The organism is Undibacterium paludis (genome assembly GCF_022568815.1).
Taxonomy (GTDB): Bacteria; Pseudomonadota; Gammaproteobacteria; order Burkholderiales; family Burkholderiaceae_D; genus Undibacterium.
The window spans coordinates 19853-40278 of the sequence record NZ_JAKZHX010000015.1 but is presented as its reverse complement, the minus strand read 5'-3'; the positions used below and the strand labels follow the sequence as shown (position 1 = coordinate 40278).

Genomic DNA, 20426 nt, shown 5'->3' with positions numbered 1-20426 from the left:
GCAAAACACAGCGATAGCGGGGCTATCACGAGTATTTGCAACACCGCCATGTTCGTCGCGCGCATGGCAGGCACTCCGATTTTCACTGTTACAGTCCACTAATGCACGGCACGGGTCATTGCCTGAATCTCTTGCTGGATACCAAAAAAGCCGGTAACCAGCCACCCGATTACAATTGCCAGTGAGACAATGGCAAAACTATTGAGCACCTTCATTTGTATGGAGATCGCTTCTACGCCATCATCCATCCATTCCTTTGCCAGTAATTTCAGTGCTTCTGCAAAGCCTTTATAGTCGGCGTATACACAAAGATCATCGACCAGTTCTTTCGACGGGAATCCATACCCTGCATTCCTGAAAGCCTCCCCGCAATTGAGCCCGGACCTGACGCCCAGGAGAGCGCCATCCAGTCTTTCACGCAGCCATGGCTTAGCCATGTCAGAGAGACGCATCAATGACTTTTCCACGGTAACACCAGAGAATTGGAGGGCGGAAAATGCCATCAGAAAACCGCTGCCGACGATAAGTCTATATATGGAGTAAGGGGCAAATCTGTCGAAAAATATGCGCAGGTTCCCCTTCCAGAAAGGCATGGAGAAAAACAGCAGAACTGCCAGCATCAGCAAGAAAATGAGCAGGTAAATCATCCAGTGCTGGACGAATTCCGACATCAGATACAATGACCTCGCCGCCCCGTGCCAGCGCGCCGGATCAACAATGCGGGAAAACTGCGGTATCACCCTGGTGCCAAACACATAGACGTAGGCAATGATGAGCACCATGATGGCGATGGGGTAGCTGATACCGGCCAGGATGACTGCGCGTATCTTTCTGCCCGCCTGCACCACTTCAATGACTGCTCCCAGCGAGACTTCCAGGCGCCCGGACTGCTCCCCTGCAAGAATGATCATTTTTTCGTTGTCAGGTATCCATTCGCTCAGGCCTTCTGCAAAATAATGGCCGTTCTGCACCATCCTGCGGCAATCACCGAGTATGATTGCCAGCGGCTCATTCTTATTCTTGCCATTGTCGGAAGCACGCCTGTACAGGTCTTCCAGTATTTTCAGCAGAGGCAAGCCGTTGGTAAGCATTTTCTGTACCTTCCGGTACAGTCGCAACCTGGAATTTTCACCAAATTGCAACCTGGCCCAGCGGCGATAGATATCAAACTGCATAAGCGGCCTCGACCACACTCAAATGGGCTGGCCCCTTGGCAACTCCGCTCAGGTGACCAAGCACCTGCTCTGCCATGCGCGGATCAATCAGACCCTGGCTGACCTTGTCAATACCATGTTGCAGCAAACTCCTTCCACCCAATACATGTTCCCAGTACTGCACAGCCTTGACTTTTTCCCCGGCTCGTATCAGGGAAAAAAGTTCAGCATCGGGCACGATGATCTCAGCTACGACCGTTCGCCCTGTCGTGCCTTTATTCCGGCAATGGCTGCAACCAGGGCCAGCCAGACATACCTGCTCGAATGCTGCCCCGGTAGCCATGTGTACACGTGCCAGCATTGCTGGCGAAAGCAGGTCAGGATGTTCATGCAAACGTATTCGACAATGTGTGCACAACAGCTTCACCAGGCGCTGGCTGATGAGTCCCGTGATAACGGTATGGTCAGCAACCAGACTCAGTGGTAAACCGAGATCGACCAGCCTGTCAACAATGGCCATGGCGCTGTTGGCGTGCACCGTAGTCCACACCTGATGCCCTGTCATCGCCGCACGCAAGGCATTCTGACCGGATGCCCTGTCGCGTACTTCCCCTATCATGATGGTGTCAGGATCGAGCCGCATGGCGTTGGCAATAGCGGCAGAGAAAAGACGGCTGCGCTCTTCTTCCGTGCCTGCGTTGGTCACTGCGGTCTGGACTGCCCCTTCTATCGGATATTCCACCGGATCTTCCACTGTCAGAACATGCAAGGTGCCATGACTGTCTTCAATCTCACCGGCTAATACTCTTTGCAATGTGGTTGATTTCCCGGAACCGGTCGGGCCACTGATGATATTCATCCCTATCGGCTGTTCTTTCAGTCTTTGCAGGGTGGCAGCATGCTGCGGTGAAAATCCCAGGCGGATCAGGTCAACGCAATCATTGGCATCGTTGTAGAGCAAGCGCAATACCATTACCATGCCGTCACTGGTCGGTGCCGTAGCGATACGCACGCCATACAGCTCTGCAGGCAGCTTGTCGCGTTCGGAAATACTGGCGTCCTGTCTTTCCGTCGGCTTATAAGAATTGTCAGATACCGAAGTCATGGCGCCATAAATGGTTGCCAGCAAACGTTCGCCATAGTCTTTGGTATGACCACCAAAACGGGTCAGGTCATTGTGTACGCGGAAATAGATTTCAGTACAGTTTTTGCGAACCCGTATGTGGATGTCTGAAGCTCTTTCACGGCATGCGCGGACCAGCAGGTCCTTGGCCGTCACTTGCATGGCGGTGTGTTCTGTATGACGCGCTCCCTGCGCAGCATGGCTCGATTGATAGAATTCACGGATCAGATCAATTTCTACCAGTTGCACCTGGCAGGATTTACCCATTTTTTCAAGACGTGCACGATAAGACAGCACATGTGAATTCATGTCCTGCCCTGCAGCGACCAGGAGCCGTCCATCCGACAGCAGGCAGATCAGGTTCTGTTCTTCCTGGCTAGCCTCAAAAGGACCAAACTTGCTCATGACACTGACCTGCGTATTTTCAGGGCTACTGCTCACTTCCTGCAACACGGGTCTGTCACCACCTTTTGCCAAAGATTTTGAAAGAAAACTGATCATTTGAGCACTCCAATAGCAGCCTGCGACAAGGGTGGTGGTGCAGGCAAGCGCAAGCCGGGGGCCGGGTAGGCAGGATCAGTCTGCACAGCCGCCGGTGAAGGACCGGCAACAGCCAGACGCAATCTCTGTTTTTTTACATTTTCAACGATGACTTCATTCGCCTGTATGGAGCGCACCCGCATGCCGTTGGCCAGGACATCGCCAACCCGCACATCCACTACATTGCCATTGTCAGTTTGCAGGCTGGCAACCATGCGCTGGCCTATGCCTTCCAGGGCCACGATGACCGGATTGCCATTGCTGGCAGGCAGAGCCATGCGCTCTGCTTCGATTTGCCGTGTGTTGATTTCGCTTTGCCTGGCGATGATCTTTGCCTGAACATCAAGCTGCTTCTCTTTGGCTTTTAATATCAACGTTTCGGATTCTATTTTTGTCAGCCGCTCAGAAGCCGAATCTGCCGTGGCAAATTGTGCCGGTAATACACACATCGCCAATACGGCCAGTTTATTGTAGTGCGACATAGATGTTCCCTTCTATAGACCAGTTACCGGTGCGATATGTCAGCTTGCTGACGCGTACCCCGCGTCGTTGCAGGATTTCTTCCAGTTCAAAAGCTGGCATGCTGTCCATGCTGAGTTGAAAACTATAGGTATCCCATTCTGGTCTGGCCTGCTCTGGAGGCGGCGCCTTGCCCTCGGGGATCACTGGCAAGACTCTGGAAATCCTGGTCGCTACCCTGATGAGTTGCAGGTCTGAGAGCAAAGGTTCCACTATCTTGCGGTATTCAAGCAAACTGTCATCACCGCCAGCATTGAGAGAAAAAGCTTTTCTGAGGCTGGCCTTATTGCCACTACTATCTATGCTGGCAGATGGTTCCTGCGCCAGCAAAAAGGCAATGACCGAGTCCTGCCTGAGCCAGGAAAACTGAACGCCATCCTGGCTACAGTTGTATTCTTCAAGCACCCACCCACCCGGGTTAAGTTTGCCAAATTCATGACGGCATTTTTTTAGCAGTTCATCACTGGCAGGTGCAAATTTCCAGGGATGCGGCAAGGGTAGGGGCTTGCCCTGGACTGAGCTGCCAGCCACTCCCTGATCCGCGGCAATAGTACGCATACGCTCAATTCTTGCCTGTTGATAGTGTTGTATGAGCAAATAGGCGACAACCAGTAAGCTGATACTGCCCAATATGCTCAGTACAAGCTTCATCTGACTGATATGCGCACTGACAGGCTTTAATCCCCACCACTGATGGACCCGGATATTGCCGTTTTTCTTGTGAGGTATCAGGTCTTCAATCGTTTTTTGATTGAAATTGTGAAAGCCATAGCTTTCCAGCTCGGCATCACCAACTACCAGGTTCCAGCCGCCCAGACCATAGTCGCCATACAGTCTTTCCAGCACTTCTTCCTTGCTGCCGGCAAAGTCCCCTGTGGGTAAAAAGCTGGCATCACGTACCGCAAAGTAGGCCCACGTGCCATCAGGCAATTTGAAGGCGCCAAGCCAGTTATGTGCGACCTGTTTTCTGCCATCGAAATAAGCACCTTCCAGCGCCATGGTTTTTGACACCACTGCCGCCAGGGAAAACATATTGCGGCGCAGGCCTTCCCTGGTATTGCCGAACCCGGCTTGCGCAGTGGCATTGTCCTTGCGCAACACCATCAGGTCCAGTTCTAGCTTGGCTGCCAGGTCGCGGGCTTCCTTAAGCAATTCCCTGGGTCTTGACAGGGATTGCCAGAACAGGCCACAGACAAATCTGTGCTTGCCGATTTGTATGATATGCGTACTCATCTGTCATCCCTCTCAACTCTTGCCCACTGTATTGGGCGTGATCAGGATGACGATGATCTCTTTGTTACTGCTGGCTTTGTATTGACCGCCCAGCAGCATATTGCCGGCAGTTCCCACACCATTCTGGTTCAGGTTGTCGCTGGTCTGTTCAAAACCGCTGATGATGAGAGTCTCGTTTGACTTCATTGCCACGCGTTGCAGAAAATTCCTTGTCTCTACTTCCGGTGTCTCTATCGAATTACCGTTACTGCTGACAGTACGAAAACCCTTCAGTGCCGATATGTCAGTAGTAAATTGCAGCATCACCGTCCCATTGTTGAGAACATGCGGCAGGATGCTCATATTAAAACCTGAAGTGACCGTACCCGGCGTCAAACTCGTCGTTGCTCCTATCTGGGCTGTCAATGTCGTTTGTGAAGACTGCAGATAACTGGATTGCTTGGCCACCTGCACGGGTACTGGCTGGTTATTGAGTGTCACAACGGAAGCGGTCGTTTCACGCCTGACCTTGCCTTGTTCGGACAAGGCCTGGATCACCAGTGAAGAACCAGAGAGTTTGCTACCCGCAGTTTGCAATATACCAGCCGAGAATACTGAACCACTCGGTTTGGAAACTGTATTGATCAAACCGTATTTGGACTGCAATCCCTGGTAGACCAGATCCCATTTGATACCATAGTCATCACTATCTTCCAGCGTTACAGCCAGGACGGTCACATTGATTGAAATCTGGCGTGACAAGGACTTGTTTTCCGATTCGACATAGGCTGCAATTCGCTCCAGGGAGTCTGGCGTATCAACAACTGTAATAGAGCCTGTAGCGGGAGACGCCACGACCTTGCCATAAGCTGATACCATGGCCGAGATGGTCTTTTCTATACTTCCGTACACAGACAATTGTGAATTGAGTGCGATGTTCTGGCTATTATTGGAAGCTACGCCATGAGCCTGGCCGCCACTGCCAGAATTTGTCCCGCCGCCGCTGGATGACGCACCGCTGGTTACCGCTGCTGAAAAAGTAGAGTCGCCCGGCAAGGCGTGAATCTGGAAGGTTCGCGCATCTGTGTGATAAAACTGGATCACACCGTTACTGTATTGCCAGGACACGCCAAAGCGGGCTGCTACCGTATCAAGCAATCCCTTGAAACTGCCGTTGGCATACATGATCCGTATCGCAGTCCGTGGTTTTGTGTTGTTACCGGCAAACTGACCGCCAGCTGCCATTGTGCCGGCACCAGCTGTTGCTGGACTCATTGAACTCGCCGGTACTCCACCTGAAGATGCAGTACTGGTAACTGCAGAGCTGACAGCGATCGAATTGGCTATACTCAGAGCATCGCTACTTATCTTGGTCGGGATGCCAGAGCGCATGGTCAGACGCTCTGCCAATTCAGACAGTGATTGCACTGTGCGGTCAAATGCTGCCTCCTCATAAAAGATGGGGGGAAGAACTGCCTGGCTGGTCTTGACAGGATTTTTTCCCAACCATATGCCTTCTTCATAGGCAACAGACGAGGGCGCTTTTTCCGCCGGACTCGATTTCATGTTGCCGACATTCTTCAGCATATTTTCTGCCCTGACAGCACTGTCATTCATCCTGATCTCGGTCTGTTTCTGCATACCGGAACATGCTGCCAGCGATACAAGGGCAAGTGTCATGTATAAGACGCGTTGCGACATCATTTATCTCCTGACGATGTAATCCTGAGTACCTTGTTGCCTCTATAAAAAATCGCTTTGACTGGAATTTCGGCGTTTTCCATGCCCCGTACCACCATTTCAACAGCCTGTTCAAAACTGCCATTCAAGGTTGTCCTTGCTTCCACAGCATAGTCAACCGGCAATTCCCAGAGCAATTGCCAGCCCGCCATTGCGGTCCAGCGTGCCAGGGTAAAGTTCAGTGTTTTATCGGCCGGTGCCATTTCCCAGACTGGTGCAACCAAGACAGGAGCCGTGGTAGCCGGCGATGCTTCTCCCGCTGCGACCAGGGCGCTTAACTGCATTTCCTTCTGTCTGGCCGCCGGGAGAGTAGCGGGTTCACTACTGTCAGTAGCTACTGTCCGGTGCTGACGATCAAGTGAGGCGGACATGTTCCAGGGAGCAGCAGAAATTTTTGGCAACAGCGTAGTGCCGGATTCTATGTCTTGGGCCGACGGCCCGCCTTCACGTCCCACAAGGCTGGCAAAAACAAAGTCTGCTTGCAAAACCAGTCGTTCGCTGATTGCAGCAGCATTTGGTATTTGTGATTTGATCTCCGGTTTTTCATTTGCTGCATAAGAAAAACTGCATACGGTGAAAAAAAATAACAAGACTGTCAGCATGGTGCAGAAGCTGCCGGTAGATCGACATGAGTACATAGAATTACCCCTGATGTTGATTCTTCAAAATTGACAAACTGAAAAGCGAGCGCCGGTACGAGCGTATGAAAACGAAAATCGCGGAAGCTCATGCATACAGATGCCGACATCCTTGTTGACCATCTTGTTGAAGGGATGTCTCAGCCTGATAGAAACCATTCTATGAGCATTCCTGCTTTCAATTTCTCAACAAAACTCAATGCGATACCAGTGCTTTAATGACGATTGATTGTATATGGCATGTTTGTCATTGAAACTAATACAAACGTATGATGCTCACTGACTGGCGTTGCTACTGTCGAAGTAACAAAGAGTGAATAAAGAATTCAAATCCTTTTGAGACAAGGACAACCCGGGCTACGAAGAACCCGTGGTTTATAAAGATGCCAGGTTAAAGAAGAAAGGCTGCACCGACCACAACAGAGCTTGCAACTGCTGCACCACTACACCCGGTTGCGCTCCCTGGCCACACGGTCTGGTCAGCCGGGGCCTGTACGCAAGTGAATAAAACCCTTTGATATCTAGCGATATTCAGTTTCGTTCTCAAGAGAAAAACCATCTCCCTGAGTGGCATTGATCAGTTCATCCATACTACGGATACTTTTTTCTACAGCCCTCACCCTGCTTTTTTCCCGACTCAACACGGTGAATATCCCACCGGCGACGTCACTCAAAACCCGGCCCCAATACTCTGACCCGCGTCGCTCACGATACTCGAAAGTGCCATTCTTGATATCAGCAAGCAATTTCTTTCTGACTTCATACTTATAGCTCATGAAGGCCGGAAGACTCATCCCCATCCAGACCTGCAAGGCGTATGAGACGCTCGCGATCGCCACAGGTGCCCCCATTCCTATATGCTCGCCAGTCGCCTTGATCAGTGAAACCGTGCTACCGGCTACCAGCGGTGCCGGCGAACCTGCCACCACCAACTGAAATGGTGAAATGTATCTCTGTACAATCTGCGGGATCAATTCCTCGGCAATCCACTTGGCTTGTGCGGTCCGTCGCCCAACTGTAATGAGCTCACTTTTTTTATTTGCCTGCACAGAGAAATTAAGTACCTCCCTGCTTTCTTGCGACATGTCACTCCAGCCTTTTCCGCTGCCTTGACTTGCTGCATTCTGCATCCCCTCTTCCAGACATTGAAGGTCCTGCTTTTGCTGTTGCAGTAACTCATGGAGCACGACATATTCTTTATCATCAGCAGGCAAATTTTCCTTCGCCTGCTGATGCTTGTTCTCATAAATGCGGTAAATCTCTGCCAGGTCGCCAGGGAGATATGGATGCCGTTTCAAGAAGACTGCGTTATCTTTCCACTCACCATACTCATCCAGATCAAATGACGCCATAGCTGCATGCATATCACTCCCAGTATCATGACAGAGCCTGGTCCATGCTTGTTCTGCCTGGCTTGTATCAGCATGCTGCGCTATCCAGTCAGACCGGGCCTGCGCATACATGTTGAATTGTCTCTCGGTATCACAAGGCTGCAGGTATCTTAAAGATTGCTGCTCATCCATATTCAGGGTCTCAAATACCCGGGTTTTCTTTACAAACTGCTCGCAGGTGGCTGCCAATGTCTTGATTTGCGGATCAAGACTGCTTGCGGCTTTATTTCTGAGTTCTTTCCAGCGCGCCTGGCGGCTCTGGGATATCGGCTGCAATTGACACCATGCTTCATAAACCCGCTCATGATCAGCACTGTTCAATCCCAAGGGATCCAATGCCTGCTGCAACTGCTGTCGCATGTTGCGAAATGCGCGCAGCTCATCCCAGCTTGCAGATATCGGCAATTGCCGACGTCGGCCAAAATAATCAAAAATCTCTTCAGATTTATAATTTTTACTCTCAGTTAATCCTGCTTTCTGCAATATTTTATTGCTTGATTTTTCCACTTTTCGGATGTCTTTCAGAGAACGGTATCGGTCTTTTTTCAAGAACTTAATCGCTTTTTTCAACGGTTTCATATCTGCCGGCCCGGCATCAGCTAGTTTCTGCTGGAGTTCCGCCAGCAAGATGTCGTTCTCAAAGATTGCCTTGCCCGCATGGCAGCAAACTTCATAGCTGTCTTTTAGTTCGTTGATTTGCTGCATGCTGCAAGTTGCGTGCAATACATCCTGCAAATCATAATGCCTCTCTTGCATACAGCCGGGCCGGTTCAGCCTGGCTTTGAGTTGGAAGTATTCCACCGGGTCAAAATCCAGCCTGTCACAGGCATGCTGTATTGACGAGCTGAGTTCGCTGGTCTGATCCGTCCGATCCAAAGCATGCAGGATTTCCAGTGCATATAGTTCATCACTGTGTTCAGGCAACATGACATGCCCGGCCTTGCTGTTGAGTTCTGCTTGCCGGCTTGTTGGCTCATCATATGTGTTGGCCAGTTCCCTGTTTTCTGTTGATTGCTCTTCCAATTTATCGAGCAATACCAGTTCAGCCGGTCCCATGCCGAGATGGATGGCCAATTTTTCCTGGGTCTTGAGGATATTTGCCTTGAATTGATATTTCACCTGCTCCAGTACAATTTCAAGACGTGGCGCCAAGGTCTTGCTAAACAGTTCGAGATCAATATCATCGGTGCTCAGGTCTGCAGTAGCGATCTCTTCATGACCACTGCGGCGCAAAGCCAGCAACTTGCCGGACTTCAGCCAGGCTTCAATGGCTGCATCATTTTTCTTTATTTCGTCAGCCGGCGCACCGATATCTGACACCAGCAGTAAAGATGAAACAAGAAAATCGACAAGGCGTATCAGCGTACCAAAGGGCAGATGGGAGTGCATCGCACCATTCACCACTCCTTCAATCAGGCCACTCATGGTATCCGGCAACGCCTTGCCCAATCGCAGCAAGATACCGCGCTGCACACCAGCCTGGGTGGCTTTGTCGTTGGTATCATGAATAGCCAGCTTGCTTTTTATTTCTTGCAATTCCTGCCGTATGGCCAGCAATTGCTGCTTTTGTTCGGGATGAAGTTGAAATCCATCTCGCATCAGCTTATGCGCGATTTTTTTAAACTGACGTGGCTTGCAAGGCTGCTTCAAGTTGGCAGGTAAAGCACTTTTCTTATCGTCCAGCAGGGGTAGACATTGACGAAATAATTCACTGGCTTGTTCAATCAGCTCTGCGCGGGCGGGCAGCAGTTCGTCATCGACAGGTGTTGCCCTGAATGTACCGTCACGCAGCAAGTCAGCACAGACAATAATTTTCAAATGCAACTCGGCGCTCCATCTAGGTATCATTGCCGTTGATCCCAATGTCGAAACAAGACCAACTATGGCGGCTGGCAGAATGGCCGTGCCACCCGTTGCGGCAATAATCGCAATCGCCGGTACGGCGGCGAGAAGTCCTATTACATTTGGTGCAACGCCACTCCATTGCATATTGCGGCCAAAGGACTTGAATCCCTTCTCTGCCGCGCTCCAGCAATCTTTCCCCTGAGCCAGCTTGTATTTTTCAACAACAGGTGCCCATTGCTGATCTGCTACCGGCCTGGTCAGTTCTTGCTCCCAGGTGCGATAAAAATCGAGTATCTCTTCACTGTTTTTCAAACCAAGACTACCGTCGTCAGCTGCATGATATAGTCGCATTTTCACTTGCTGATGATACTGTTGCTGATGACGCGAGCAACTGGTCGCACTGGCATCTGGTTCGCTGACGGGGACGTTATGTACGATCAGGTTCCAGTTGCGTTTCACGTTGTCTGCCGTGTTTCTGTACAGACGTGCGACAGCATGACTGCCGATTTGCACCAGCGGTAACATGTTCTGGGCAACAGGCACACCAAAATTGATCGGTGCCTGAATCGCAAACGGTATCTGGGCTGCACCGGCAACATTCCAGCCATGTGCGAAATTGTGCGGGCGCGTCATACCTTGGTCCTTTCGGGAACAGAATTTATCGCAGCCCTGTGATGGCGGCGAACGTTACCAGATCGCCCCAAGAGCAGATCTGGCATTTCTTGATCTACCTGCCATTGCCGCGACAGGTGCGCAACCTGGCCCAGCAATATCAGATTTTCGACGACGCCGGCAGAGATGTTCAAACGTCCGGTCAATACAAAACGCTGCCTGTCAGGATCAATCGCAAAACTGGGAGAAAATCCCGTGAACCATGCAAGATTGGCGATCAGTGCCTGCCTTGAAGCGCTCTCTATTTTCCCCTGGTCAATTGGGCCGGCATCGCAGAAGTAGACAGCGATTCCCGCTTCCGATGCCTTACATTCGAACAGCGAGAAATTCACGCCATCAATGACAAGATTGGTATTGTCATAAAAATCCCCTGAAGGGGAGAGTTGGCAGAGTGCACAAAGTTCTTTGATGAACCGGTTATAGGTATTACTGGACATGTCTGGCCTCATGAGCTGAATCTTTCCGTGCGACGGAAGACACTGTCACGCCGCAATAAGGGCGAACAGCATTGAAGGAACGAATATGCCAGTGCAAAGGACAAATACCAAAGGACTGGCAACAGCCTATAGGTAGGGCCTGAACCGGCAAAGGTTGCATGACATTTTCATGACAGGCAACCAGGGGATGATGTGACTGATCAACCTGGAAGGGATTTATGGGCTGTTCAGATGGGCATAGCCTATGCGTTTCGCCGCCAGTACGGCCTGGGTGCGGGTGAAGACGCCAAGAGCACGGAAAATGGCTGAAACATGTATCTTGACTGTGACTTCAGCCACGTTGAGGCGCAAGCATATTTCCTTGTTGCTCAGGCCCTGGCAAAGCAAGGCCAGTACCTCTCTTTGCCTGTCCGTCAAATTATCTTGCTGATATTCTGATTCACAATTATTTTGCGAGAAATTTCTTGAAGACAGCTCTTCGCCTGACAGGATTTTTTCCAGGGCCGTCTTGACTTCCATATTGGATAAAGACTTGGAAATAAATGCTGTTGCACCAGCCTTGAGCACAGCATCGATTTCACGCCTTTCGTCAGAAGCTGAAATGATCACAATCACCGCCGCCGGGTAATGGCGCTTGAGTATGGCGACCGCGTCAACACCTTTTACACCTGGCAAGCCCAGGTCCAGCATAATCAGCCCAATCTGTTGTACTTGCTTGACCTGGTTTATCCCTTCTTCAGTCGAAGTAACGATCTTGATTTGCTCAAAACCAAAATGTTCCCTGAGAAACAATGACAATGCATCCGAGTAGAACGGGTGGTCTTCGATGATCAGTGCATGTTTTTTCATATGGAAGTGGTAACTGAAAAAAATAAATCGGAATCGCGAGCGATAAAAACGGTTTCTGAGTCTCAAATTTCCTGAGTCGTCTCCTCGGCTGAAGCCTGCACATTCCTGATAATGACCTGGCACAAATCCAGCGCATTCAAGGGTTTGTGCAATACGCTGATATGACTTGCCCCGGCATCGCTTAATGCAGGCTCCGCCACGGAGCCTGTGATAATGATGGCGGGAATGAGACGGTTAAACTCTTCCCGCAAAAAATGAATACTTTCCAGGCCATTCATACCTTCACCCAAATGGAAATCACAAATCAGCAAATCCGGCCGGTTGCGCACCTGATCAATCCTTTCCAGGAAATGCGCACAGGAATGTGTCGCCAGAACGTGTGCTCCCCAGTTTTCCAGCAAAATACGCATGCTGTCGAGTATGCTCGATTCATCTTCGATGATGGCAATGGTCTTGCCGCGTATGAGCGTCAAGTCGAGAGGGTGTACAACATTGCCGGGAAGCTGGTAAGCAGGCTCAATATCCATCTTCACCATATCCAGGTCAACAGCAAACATCGAGCCCTTGCCCTCTTGCGATCTCAAACTCAGCGCGATGTCTAACAGGCTGGCAATGCGGCGTACAATGGCCAGGCCCAGGCCCAGGCCACGCCCCTGTATTTTTGCAGTCTTTTCAATCTGGAAAAACTCATCAAACACATGCTCCTGATGCTCCGGTGCAATTCCAGCACCGGTATCATAGACACAAAGACGCAAGTGAGTTTTCTGACGCCTGCAGCCTATCAATATCTTGCCACTGGATGTATAGCGTATGGCATTGGAAACCAGATTCCGTAGAATCTGTTCCAGCAGCAAGGGATCCGTCCTGACGAAACTATGGCAGGGAACTACCCTGAGCTGCAGGTTTTTTTGCCGTGCAATATGCTCAAACTCTATGCGTGTTCCTTGTAGCAGTTTATTCATCAACACCAGTTGCAAGTCAGGCTCAACAACATCAGCATCGAGTTTGGATAAATCCAGCAAGCCCTTGAACATACCTTCCATGATACCGGCACATTGATGGATATTTTTCAGCACATGCCTGGCTTCGGCCGACACCTCAAAATTTTCAAATGCACCGAGATAAAGATTGATAGCCTGCATGGGCTGGCGTAAATCGTGACTGGCTACAGCCAAAAAACGGGCGAGTTCATTTTTTTGCCTCTCCTGTACATAATAGGCATTTTCAAGCTCCCTATTTTTTGTTGCCAGTTCAGACTTCATCTGCATCAGGCTTTCATTGATGCCAAGAAGATTTTCCTGGGTTGCCTTGAGCTCGCCCAGCAACAGGTTGAGCTCCCTGAAGTTATTGGCATTGTTCAATGCAATGGCGGTGTAGGCGCACAGCGACTGAAATACCTGCCTGTGGCGTGCCGAAAAAGAAGCAGCAGAAAAATGTGCCGAGATCACCCCTATGCATTCACAACCTACCACCAGCGGCGTGTAGAGTGCGGCACGGACATTACCTGAATCTTGCGCTCCGAGAGTAGGGTTCTCCAGGATTTCCTGCATGCTCGTCACTGCTCTGGCGGCAGCAGAGTGCGGTGAATTCAGGTCAATCGAAAAATTACCTGGAGCACGCTTTCCATTTTCCCAGACATACATGGGTAAAAGTTGATTCCTGGCTTTGCAGACAGAGTAGATAATCAACACTGAAGGATCAAGCTGGGCTTCTATGTTGCGGCGCAGGCTGTCGAAAATGGCATCACTGTCGAGATTTGCCGTAAGCTCACGCCCGACCTCACCCAGACGTTTGAGAGACTCAGAAGACAACTCGGCTTCATCATTGGCAATCCTGATCTGCTCTTCCAGTTCGTGTTGGTTCAGCCTCAGCCTCAGGGTCTTGTAATTGACAAAAGTATAGATAAAGATGAAGAGCATCAGCACTTCAACGAATTGCGAACCCCAATTCTGGTACCACAAGCTCAAACTGGAAATGGTGGGTTGAAGCATCTTGTGTTATTTAATTTTCAAGATTAAAACAGTAACAAATATTGCTGGAAATTACAATAATGGTACTGGATAGCATGGCGGTTTGAAGATCATACAAACGTATGACTCAATCGCTGATCTCGACTGGAGCAGCACAAGGCTGCTATGTGACCAGAGCGTATGAGTCTGCTCTTGTCCTGAAGGCCGTCGCAAAATCAAGACTGCTTTTGTCATGCATGACAAAAAAATTTCGCCCTGTCCCATGAGCATCAAGACCTTGTTCGCGCAGCCATCAAATCCACGGTGCAATTACTCTTGAGAGCCTGATTTTTTCATCGCTGCTCTTGTCATGATATGTTGCATGGCATGATTGATGCTGCGTGCCGATGCCGACAATCAGGATGTATTCACAGCCAGGGTCATTCCATTGTCCCCGGTCCGCTGCGCAGAAAGTAAATCTCGATAGCAGGTTCTGCCTTGGTGTAATGATGCCCGGTGATCGAAGTACCCTTTAAATGAGCCATTTGCATGTGATGCCGGGTATTGAGCACATTCAGCATCTGGTTTAATTTTTCGCCCGCTTTCACTTCCTGGTGACCTGTGGTTTTTGCGACTTGATTCCATTTCTTTTTTTCCTCAGCCAAGGCTGTTTTGATCATAGTGCTCGCTTTTGCCAGACCTGCGACATCCAGGAATGTCGCTACTATCCCCTTGCCGGCGGCGACACATATGGCTGTTTCTACTTTTTGCTGTGCATCGATGAATAAATTTTTAGCGCCATCATCAGATATACCGTTTCTGCCGCAGTTAAGCATCAACTGGGTCATCCATGTTTTCCAGGTAAGTCAAAAGAAAAAACAAATATTTTTCTAAAATATTTACACTTGCAATAACAATAACACCTTGATACAATTTGTAACAGTTCCATATTTCCTTAACAATATTCGTTTGAGATCAAGTCATGATGTGGCTTGATACAGAGTAAATAGTTGTCTGTTCATCAGAGCGTGCATAGACAAAATTGCACTGGCCATTGAGACAAACCAGAAAGAAATGAGGGGATGGATGATTTTATTAAAAAAACACTTCGCACATCCTGTGTTGACCGTGCTGATTGTCGCAATGCTCATCACCTATGTGGGACACGGCGACCATGACGCCCTCGTCGATTTACTGAAGTGCCTGTTTGTACATGAACATTTTTTTTATTACTGCTGGTACTGAGCGCTTGCCTGTCCCAGGCTTTCCAGTTCCAGGACAGCATTTTTATCATGCATGAGTTCGCGAATGGCTGCATACACCATGGCAACTGCTTCATAACTTGATCTAGGAACCAGACTATTCATCTTGCAGGCACAGTACAAGGTACGCGCCAGCCAGACATGCCTGATTACAGGGATGCCGCACTCGTGGGCGCGGGCTATCATCGCCCGGGCGACCTCGTCTTTTCCTTTGGCAAGTACCTTGGGCACGGGTGTGCTTTCATCAAACAAGATGGCGATTGCAAAGTGAGTAGGGTTGACGACGACGGCATTGGCTTCAGAAGTTTTACTGACGGGCGCCTCGCTGGCCCACTGTCGTGCCAGTTGCTTGCGCATTCCTTTGACCAGGGGATCACCTTCTGATTCTTTGTACTCACGCTTGATCTCTTCCATATCCATCTTCAGTGACTCGACATGCAGGTATTTTTGCATGGCAAAATCCAGCAATCCGATCATCAGGAACAAAACGACAAGCACATGAAAAGTCGAGCGCACCAGGCTAAAAAAACCAAAGTAGATATGAAGCGGATTGCCCGCTGAAAGCTGCACAATGTCCGGCAAATTTTGCCTGATCTGACTGTAAGCCAGCAAGCCTATCAGGCCGGCCTTGATCAGGGAGAGCACCAGTTCCATCAATTTTTTCTTGGAGAACAGCTGCTTCATGCCATTGACGGGATCTATCTTTTCAAATTTCGGGCTCAATACCTCGGAAGCACATAACACACCTATCTGCCCCCAATAGGCAAACATGCCAATCACAGTACAGACCAGGAAAAACACAAAAAAAATCAGAAACAACAGACTGACGGCTGCCTGCATCACCGTGTCAGCCGCCTGTTCAAATGGCAAGCCAATAGTGGTGACTGAAGTTTCCAGCAGCGTCATCATGGCGGCACGCCAAAGAGGCTCAGTCAAGAATGCCAGTTCCATGACGGCCACCAGTGATATCAATTTCGCCAGGTCCCGGCTGACCGCCACCTGCCCCTTCTTGCGGGCATCTTCCAATTTCTTGTCCGTGGGCTTTTCATTTTTTTCTTCACTCATCGTGACACCTGGCCTTTGGCTTGCAGCAGTGATGCCGTGAAATCCAGCACATGTGAAAAGTCACCCACGACATAATGCGAAAATGTGGGCCAGTAAACCAGCAGAATGAAGAGTCCGATAATGCATTTCAAAGGCGAAGATACACTGGAGATTTGCAGATTGGAGGCAAACGCCCCAACCATGGACACACCAAAGTCAACCAGCAAAAGCGGGATCAAGACTGGTCCGCCATAAACAATGATGTGCCAGAAGAACTCTGAAAACTGTTTGACCAGGACATCAAATTGCCCTTTCCCAAATGGCGGCGCCATTGCGAAAGGGGGCCAGACACCATAACTTTCCAACAGTATCCGGACGAATGCAATTAACAGACCTGCCTGTATCATCAACAAGACCACCGCTTGTAGCAGCATGGCGCCCAACGCACTGGCATCACGATCAACAGAAGCGTTGTTAGCCTGCACTTGTATGGGCAAGCGCTGTGTATCCAGTATCGAACCAACTGACTGGGCCACCCAGATCGGCATGGCCATCACTGTGCCCAGTAGCAGCCCTATGCACGCTTCCTTGAAGCTCAGGACACAGATTATCATCACGTCCGGTGGTGTCTGATGAACTTGCCAGAACGTCGGTATCAGTGCAGGCAGGGACAAGGCCACGGCTACGGCATTTTTTGCCATACCGGTCAAGGTCCTGATTCCAAAACCCGGCAGGATGGTGAGGCAAACCAGGGCACGCGGCAAGATCAGCGCCATGCTGATCAAGCCATATTGAATATCAAGCAGTAGCGACGGATGCATGCTGTTTTACAACTCCTGGGTTACACTCGTGCCGCAAAAATCAGCCTTGCCAGGCTCCCGTGAAAACGAGTGGACTGTCACAGTGAAAGCGGGAAGTGAAGGACATGTGCCCGGCGAATCAGGGCAAGGCAAGGTTTTGACAAATAAACACAGCGATAGCGGGCTATCGCGCGTATTTGCAACGCCGCCATGATCGTCGAGCACATGGCAGACACTTCGCTTTCCACTGTGACAGTCCACTAGCGCCCGACATTCGGTATCAAGGTCCATGCCATGCCAAACAACTGTATCAGTTCGCTGCAGAACCAGCGCCCCAAAGCCGCCATCGTAATGGCGACTGCAAGCAATTTAACGACATACGGAAGAGACTGATCCTGTATCTGCGTTACTGCCTGTATCAGTGAAACGATCACACCACATATCGTGGCGATCAATAAGGGAGGAGCGGACATGATCACTGCCAGCCATAGCCCTTGTTGAAAATAGTGGACTGTGTTTTCCATTTATCCCTTTCAGATATAGGACATGGCGAGTGCATTGAGTAGCTTGCCCCAGCCGCCTACCAGGACAAACAGCAATAACTTCAAGGGAACGGTGATCGTCTGCGGACTGACCTGCTGCATGCCGAGAGCCATCAGCAAATTGGCGAGCAGCAGATCAATCACAACAAAAGGGATATAGATCAAAAACCCTATTTCAAAACCGGACTGAAGCTCTGAGACGACAAATGCTGGTATCAGTATCACCACATCACTGGAGCGAGCATCTCTTGCCGCCTCCTTGGGCCAGAGCTTTTTAGCAGACGCAAGAAATTCTTCCCTCTGTTCAGGACGGCTGAACCTGAGCATGAAAGCACGCAGCGGTTCAAAGCTGTTTGCAGCGTGGGCCAGTAATTCCGGGCTGCGAGCCTGCTCAAGCTGGACGTCTTTTTTGAGAATGCGACTGCCTGTTTCCTGTATCGTTGGTGCCATGACAAAGACACTGGCGGCAAGGGCGATACCGTAAATGGCGAGTGTAGGTGGCACTTGCTGCACGCCGATGGCATTGCGCAGCACCAGTAAAACCAGCGAAATCTTCAAAAAGCAGGTTGTGCTCACGACAAGCAATGGCACCAGCGCCAGCAAACCCAGCAGTACCGCGAACGACACCACATCGTACTGGCCACTCATCATGAGCGACCCCAGGTAGTAATACGCACACCCAGTTGACCGTCGACATCAACTGCCTCCCCTATTCCGAGGACGCGCTTGCCTGCCATGATCTGTATTGCTCCGGCATTGCCATCCTCAAGCAACAAGATGGAGTTGCTGTTCACGTTGCGCAAACTCGCCCATTCAAGTTGACAACTACCCAGCCTGAAATCAAGCCTGACCGGCATTTCATCCAAGGAAATGCATGTTTCAGATGTCGCGGCATCAATCAAATGGTCCAGGGCTTTTCGTTCGACAAGCACATTTCCTGTTTCTTCCGCCGGTTCCTGTTGATTCATCTGCTTCTCCACTTTAATGATATGCATGACTTGCGGACTATCAAATTTCACTTGCAGTATTAAATTCCCACAACGCAAATAGCCTGTGCCGCTTACTGAAAAGCAAGACTGGGTGGGTAGCAAAATGTCCCCTCTCTCCAGACCAGCCATACGCGCGCGATGAATGGTATGGCACCCGAGAAAAACATCTACCGGTACCGTGATTTTTTCAATGTTGACGTGGTGCGCAGTGTGGCTCTGCCATTCTCGCCCGGACAAGAAACCCAGCCAGCTTTCTTCACTGGCTGTCGCTCTGGTAATAAAGCTATGGCCATCACCTGCCCAACTCAAATCCAAACACCTCTGCGTGACATCGCCTCCATCCTGTATCGCTGTCAGAGTGTGTACTGAAGCAAACGGGCTCTCCTGCAAATGACCAATGATGTGCCGCTGCAACCAGCTTCCCTGCAATTCTTCATCAAGGTCACCTGGTGATATGTCGAGTCCGCTAAACAGGCGGATGAAATCAAGGCCATTTGCTATTTCCATTGTGCCAAAACCAGCAAGCAACCTGATTGCCTTTGCTCCGGCAGGATCAGGTGATTTAGTCGGTCCGACTCTCAGACTAATCGTGGTGTTGCCCAATTTCATCTGTCGGCAACAGGGATTGGCAGTCTTGTTGGCAAACAGGGCATTCGTTCTTGACAGTGTCTCGACTGTCAATGAATATCTTTTCCATGCAGTTTGCAAATTCGAGGCTGATAAGTGCATGATTGAATACCGTTCGAGCGTTCATTGATGTCTTTCCATAGTCAGCCATCACTCTGCCATGGCAGGATGGTGACACTGACTTGCTTATTCATCTGTCGCTCCAATCCGCCTTCGAGTTCCTTGCGGGTGGTAGTCAAATGCAGATATCGTTGCTGATTGGCTGGATAGAGCAGGAAATTAACCTTGTTCTTGCCCAGGCTGGCGGCAACGGCCAGTTTTTCCCCTCCTGGCAAGAGCAATTCAAAAATGCCACCCTGATGAATGTCTGCCAATTCAGTGAGAATACTGGCGCCTTCCATCCCTGGAAGCTGAAGCAGCAAGGCGGCGGCGCCCGATTGTCCCAGACTGGTTTTGCCATCAGCTTCGGTGGCAGTGTCGGCTTTATCTTGCAGTTGCACTGGCAGGCAAAGTGTCTGCCGGTCCTCGCAGTCATCTGTTTCTTCCGGTAAGTCATCAATAACAGATCTTGCTGCCAGATCCTGCCTTTCGGTCACATGTTGTGATTTTGCAGTACGCTTTTTCCTTAGCCTGGCAGATACCTCTTCAAAGCAGCTGTCTTCTGTCTGTCCGTCATACTTTTGTCCTGTCACATTAATTGGCAGTCTTTGCACGTGCGCTGTTCTGTTCATCTCAATTATTCCTCTTGACCATCTGCGCGTCGCAACTCTTCAATCATCAAATCAAGTTTTTCAGCTTGCTTCCTGGCTTCTGCCAGACTGGTTCGGGCTCTGAAATAAGCAACTCTGGCAAACCTGCTTTCTTTGACTGCCGCACGAGCCAACGTCCGCATTTCTGCAGCAGCCGCCTGCATTTTTTTGAATGCAGCCTTGGCCGCCCTGAATTGTCCGCTACTGATAGACATGTCAAAGAAATCTCTTCGCGCCTGCTGCCAGTACTGCTGTGCCCTGCTTTCTGCTTCTTTGCTTCCCTGATTTTTTTGTCGAAGTTGCAATCGGCATTCACGCCAGAACTGACGCGCACGCAAGCAATC

The 20426-nt window shown here is 50.1% G+C and carries 18 protein-coding genes; all 18 read right to left on the bottom strand.

Going from position 1 to position 20426, the window contains the following annotated elements; all coding sequences use genetic code 11:
- Positions 1 to 98: 98 nt before the first annotated feature.
- The 18 genes from LZ463_RS23005 to LZ463_RS22920 all read right to left on the bottom strand — a co-directional run bounded on the left by LZ463_RS23005 (position 99) and on the right by LZ463_RS22920 (position 20297).
- Complete coding sequence (locus LZ463_RS23005) at positions 99 to 1175, bottom strand: type II secretion system F family protein (RefSeq protein WP_241458641.1); 1077 nt, start codon at positions 1173 to 1175, stop codon at positions 99 to 101.
- Positions 1165 to 2778 carry a GspE/PulE family protein gene (locus LZ463_RS23000; RefSeq protein ID WP_241458640.1) on the bottom strand — a complete coding sequence of 538 codons (1614 nt, stop codon included), beginning with the start codon at positions 2776 to 2778 and terminating at the stop codon, positions 1165 to 1167. The genes LZ463_RS23005 and LZ463_RS23000 overlap by 11 nt, the downstream gene beginning before the upstream one ends.
- The gene (gene pilP / locus LZ463_RS22995; protein ID WP_241458639.1) at positions 2775 to 3299 is read right to left on the bottom strand and encodes a type IV pilus biogenesis protein PilP; all 525 of its coding nucleotides are present in this window, start codon (positions 3297 to 3299) and stop codon (positions 2775 to 2777) included. The genes LZ463_RS23000 and pilP overlap by 4 nt, the downstream gene beginning before the upstream one ends.
- Positions 3283 to 4569 carry a type 4b pilus protein PilO2 gene (pilO2, locus tag LZ463_RS22990; protein WP_241458638.1) on the bottom strand — a complete coding sequence of 429 codons (1287 nt, stop codon included), beginning with the start codon at positions 4567 to 4569 and terminating at the stop codon, positions 3283 to 3285. Before pilO2 ends, pilP begins: the two co-directional genes overlap by 17 nt.
- A 12-nt stretch (positions 4570 to 4581) precedes the next feature.
- Complete coding sequence (pilN, locus tag LZ463_RS22985) at positions 4582 to 6252, bottom strand: PilN family type IVB pilus formation outer membrane protein (protein ID WP_241458637.1); 1671 nt, start codon at positions 6250 to 6252, stop codon at positions 4582 to 4584.
- A complete protein-coding gene (locus LZ463_RS22980) occupies positions 6249 to 6926 on the bottom strand; it encodes a toxin co-regulated pilus biosynthesis Q family protein (RefSeq protein WP_241458636.1) in 678 nt (225 codons plus the stop codon). Before LZ463_RS22980 ends, pilN begins: the two co-directional genes overlap by 4 nt.
- Before the next feature lie 521 nt (positions 6927 to 7447).
- Entirely contained in the window at positions 7448 to 10795 is a 3348-nt protein-coding gene (locus LZ463_RS22975; protein ID WP_241458635.1) for a hypothetical protein, read from the bottom strand.
- A complete protein-coding gene (locus tag LZ463_RS22970; RefSeq protein WP_241458634.1) occupies positions 10792 to 11271 on the bottom strand; it encodes a type III secretion system chaperone family protein in 480 nt (159 codons plus the stop codon). Before LZ463_RS22970 ends, LZ463_RS22975 begins: the two co-directional genes overlap by 4 nt.
- 216 nt (positions 11272 to 11487) lie before the next feature.
- Positions 11488 to 12120 (bottom strand): response regulator transcription factor, encoded by a 633-nt coding sequence (locus LZ463_RS22965; protein WP_241458633.1) that lies wholly within the window; start codon positions 12118 to 12120, stop codon positions 11488 to 11490.
- 62 nt (positions 12121 to 12182) lie between these two features.
- On the bottom strand, positions 12183 to 14111 hold the full coding sequence (locus tag LZ463_RS22960) for an ATP-binding protein (RefSeq protein ID WP_241458632.1): 1929 nt from the start codon (positions 14109 to 14111) through the stop codon (positions 12183 to 12185).
- A 398-nt stretch (positions 14112 to 14509) separates the two neighbouring features.
- Complete coding sequence (locus LZ463_RS22955) at positions 14510 to 14917, bottom strand: hypothetical protein (protein ID WP_241458631.1); 408 nt, start codon at positions 14915 to 14917, stop codon at positions 14510 to 14512.
- A gap of 381 nt (positions 14918 to 15298) precedes the next feature.
- On the bottom strand, positions 15299 to 16396 hold the full coding sequence (gene sctU, locus LZ463_RS22950; protein ID WP_241458630.1) for a type III secretion system export apparatus subunit SctU: 1098 nt from the start codon (positions 16394 to 16396) through the stop codon (positions 15299 to 15301).
- Complete coding sequence (gene sctT, locus LZ463_RS22945; RefSeq protein ID WP_241458629.1) at positions 16393 to 17196, bottom strand: type III secretion system export apparatus subunit SctT; 804 nt, start codon at positions 17194 to 17196, stop codon at positions 16393 to 16395. Before sctT ends, sctU begins: the two co-directional genes overlap by 4 nt.
- A gap of 239 nt (positions 17197 to 17435) precedes the next feature.
- Positions 17436 to 17699, bottom strand: a complete 264-nt coding sequence (gene sctS / locus LZ463_RS22940) for a type III secretion system export apparatus subunit SctS (RefSeq protein ID WP_277624151.1) — start codon at positions 17697 to 17699, stop codon at positions 17436 to 17438.
- A gap of 9 nt (positions 17700 to 17708) precedes the next feature.
- Positions 17709 to 18368 carry a type III secretion system export apparatus subunit SctR gene (sctR, locus tag LZ463_RS22935; protein WP_241458627.1) on the bottom strand — a complete coding sequence of 220 codons (660 nt, stop codon included), beginning with the start codon at positions 18366 to 18368 and terminating at the stop codon, positions 17709 to 17711.
- Positions 18365 to 19435, bottom strand: a complete 1071-nt coding sequence (locus tag LZ463_RS22930) for a FliM/FliN family flagellar motor switch protein (protein WP_489686143.1) — start codon at positions 19433 to 19435, stop codon at positions 18365 to 18367. The genes sctR and LZ463_RS22930 overlap by 4 nt, the downstream gene beginning before the upstream one ends.
- A gap of 41 nt (positions 19436 to 19476) precedes the next feature.
- Complete coding sequence (locus LZ463_RS22925) at positions 19477 to 20064, bottom strand: hypothetical protein (protein WP_241458625.1); 588 nt, start codon at positions 20062 to 20064, stop codon at positions 19477 to 19479.
- A 5-nt stretch (positions 20065 to 20069) separates the two neighbouring features.
- Positions 20070 to 20297, bottom strand: coding sequence for a hypothetical protein (locus LZ463_RS22920; protein WP_241458624.1), 228 nt, complete (start codon positions 20295 to 20297; stop codon positions 20070 to 20072).
- Positions 20298 to 20426: the final 129 nt, after the last annotated feature.

What these genes read in the sequence shown, in the direction of transcription:
- LZ463_RS22930 (WP_489686143.1), bottom strand. Translation starts at nt 19,435, where the DNA reads ATGCACTTATCAGCCTCGAATTTGCAAACTGCATGGAAAAGATATTCA.
- sctU (WP_241458630.1), bottom strand. Translation starts at nt 16,396, where the DNA reads ATGAGTGAAGAAAAAAATGAAAAGCCCACGGACAAGAAATTGGAAGAT.
- pilP (WP_241458639.1), bottom strand. Translation starts at nt 3,299, where the DNA reads ATGTCGCACTACAATAAACTGGCCGTATTGGCGATGTGTGTATTACCG.
- pilN (WP_241458637.1), bottom strand. Translation starts at nt 6,252, where the DNA reads ATGATGTCGCAACGCGTCTTATACATGACACTTGCCCTTGTATCGCTG.
- sctT (WP_241458629.1), bottom strand. Translation starts at nt 17,196, where the DNA reads ATGCATCCGTCGCTACTGCTTGATATTCAATATGGCTTGATCAGCATG.
- sctR (WP_241458627.1), bottom strand. Translation starts at nt 18,368, where the DNA reads ATGATGAGTGGCCAGTACGATGTGGTGTCGTTCGCGGTACTGCTGGGT.
- pilO2 (WP_241458638.1), bottom strand. Translation starts at nt 4,569, where the DNA reads ATGAGTACGCATATCATACAAATCGGCAAGCACAGATTTGTCTGTGGC.
- LZ463_RS22955 (WP_241458631.1), bottom strand. Translation starts at nt 14,917, where the DNA reads ATGACCCAGTTGATGCTTAACTGCGGCAGAAACGGTATATCTGATGAT.
- LZ463_RS22960 (WP_241458632.1), bottom strand. Translation starts at nt 14,111, where the DNA reads ATGCTTCAACCCACCATTTCCAGTTTGAGCTTGTGGTACCAGAATTGG.
- LZ463_RS22980 (WP_241458636.1), bottom strand. Translation starts at nt 6,926, where the DNA reads ATGTACTCATGTCGATCTACCGGCAGCTTCTGCACCATGCTGACAGTC.
- LZ463_RS22920 (WP_241458624.1), bottom strand. Translation starts at nt 20,297, where the DNA reads ATGTCTATCAGTAGCGGACAATTCAGGGCGGCCAAGGCTGCATTCAAA.
- LZ463_RS23005 (WP_241458641.1), bottom strand. Translation starts at nt 1,175, where the DNA reads ATGCAGTTTGATATCTATCGCCGCTGGGCCAGGTTGCAATTTGGTGAA.
- LZ463_RS22975 (WP_241458635.1), bottom strand. Translation starts at nt 10,795, where the DNA reads ATGACGCGCCCGCACAATTTCGCACATGGCTGGAATGTTGCCGGTGCA.
- LZ463_RS22965 (WP_241458633.1), bottom strand. Translation starts at nt 12,120, where the DNA reads ATGAAAAAACATGCACTGATCATCGAAGACCACCCGTTCTACTCGGAT.
- LZ463_RS22925 (WP_241458625.1), bottom strand. Translation starts at nt 20,064, where the DNA reads ATGAACAGAACAGCGCACGTGCAAAGACTGCCAATTAATGTGACAGGA.
- LZ463_RS23000 (WP_241458640.1), bottom strand. Translation starts at nt 2,778, where the DNA reads ATGATCAGTTTTCTTTCAAAATCTTTGGCAAAAGGTGGTGACAGACCC.
- LZ463_RS22970 (WP_241458634.1), bottom strand. Translation starts at nt 11,271, where the DNA reads ATGTCCAGTAATACCTATAACCGGTTCATCAAAGAACTTTGTGCACTC.
- sctS (WP_277624151.1), bottom strand. Translation starts at nt 17,699, where the DNA reads ATGGAAAACACAGTCCACTATTTTCAACAAGGGCTATGGCTGGCAGTG.